General features: G+C 71.8%; 2 protein-coding genes. One reads left to right on the forward strand and one right to left on the reverse strand.

The genetic code is table 11. The features are described 5' to 3' along the window. Positions 1-808 (reverse strand): glycoside hydrolase family 38 N-terminal domain-containing protein (locus Mterra_RS21140; protein ID WP_476727204.1); only part of this gene is annotated, 808 nt, incomplete at its 3' end. 106 nt (positions 809-914) lie between these two features. Here Mterra_RS21140 and Mterra_RS21145 point away from each other — a divergent pair. After that, positions 915-1576 (forward strand): hypothetical protein (locus Mterra_RS21145; protein ID WP_147373030.1); only part of this gene is annotated, 662 nt, incomplete at its 3' end.

Here is a 1576-nt window from a genome sequence, read left to right on the forward strand (position 1 = left end):
CCCCGGCATGGGTGGGGTTTTCGAAGCGCCCCAGGCGCTGTAAGAGCTGCTCGAGGCTCCCCAGCCGCAGGGTGGGCCAGCCGGGGTCCTCGGCCAGCTTGCGGATGGAGGCGATGGCCTTTTTGGTGGGGCCGCCGCCGTGGTTGCCCACCCCGAAGAGGCCCAGCCACTCGGGCAGGTGCCCGGGCCGCCAGGCCAGGTTGCGCTCCAGCGAGGAGTCGATGAACAGCGGGTTGGTGTTGTAGCACTCCACCCGCAGCGCCAGCACCTCCGAGCCGTCCGGCCCCCGCCAGCGGAAGAGGTTGGAGGGCAGCTCGATCTCGCCCGCGCCGGGCCGCATGAACACGAAGTACTCCAGCCCCATCCCCCGGAAGATCTGGGGCAGGGTGGCGGGGTGGCCGAAGGAGTCGGGGAGGAAGGCCACACGGGCGCGGCGCCCGACCAGGCGCTCGAGCTCGCGCTGCCCGTAGAGCCCCTGCCGCACCAGCGCCTCGCCGCCGGGGATGTTGACGTCGGGCTCGACCCACCAGCCCCCCACCGGCTCCCACTGGCCCCGCGCCACCGCCGCCCGCACCTCCTCCAAGAGCGCGGGGTGGTCCTCCATCCAGGCGTACTGCGCGGCGGAGGAGTGCACGAAGACCATGTCGGGGTTCTCCGAGAGCCGGTCGAGGGCGCTGCGGAAGGTGGCCTTGACGGTTTCGTAGCCCTCGCGCCAGTCCCACAGCCACACCGGGTCGATGTGGGCGTGGCCTACCAGGGTGAAGACCAGGCGCTTGTCGCGCAGCTCGGGGGTTTGGGGCTTGACCATGCGGGACACCTCGCGCTCGAGACTTGCTTAGCGGGGACAGTGTACCTTATTATCTTAAAAGATTTAAGAAACTGCAACGTGCCCGCCGGACCCCCGAGGAAGCCGCATGACCGACCCTTTAACCCATCCGTCGCCCCAGGCCCGCCAGGATGCCGGGGGCTGGCACCTGGAGGCGCCGGGCTACCGCCTGCACCTCCCCGCCGGGCGGCCCTTCGCCCGGCTCGAGGACGCCGAGGGCCAGCCCTGGGCCGAGCTCTTCCTGGCCCCCAGCCTGCACGCCCTGGAGGGCCTCGACACCACCGCCCGCATCGAAGCACCCAGGGTCCGCAGCGAGGGCGAGCGCGTGCTGGTCGAGCTCGAGCTGCTCGGCTCGCGCTGGCGGCGCAAGGTGCTGGTGCTGGAGTGCTTCGCCCACCACCTGCGGGCCTACGTGCGGCTCGAGGGGGAGGGCCGCCTCACCGACGCGCACTACTTCGGCGGCTACTACAGCGGCCACCTGCGCTGGGGCAGCGGCTTCTTCGCCAGCGGGATGCGCTGGGGCGGGGTGTTCAACCCCGAGCCCTACGCCTCCGAGCGCCGCCTGCTCCCGGCCTTCGAGCCCACCGCCATCGACGTGATGGGCACCTCCCTCCCCGGAAAGGGCCACTGGTTCTTCACCCCGGCGCCTTTTTACTACGCTTTTACCAAAGCCGCGCCGCAGGCCGGCACGGCCGCGCCGGGGGCGCTGGGCGCCGACCAGGGCGGCACGCCCCTCCCGCCCCTCGAGGC

Source organism: Calidithermus terrae (assembly GCF_003574345.1).
Taxonomy (GTDB): Bacteria; Deinococcota; Deinococci; order Deinococcales; family Thermaceae; genus Calidithermus; species Calidithermus chliarophilus.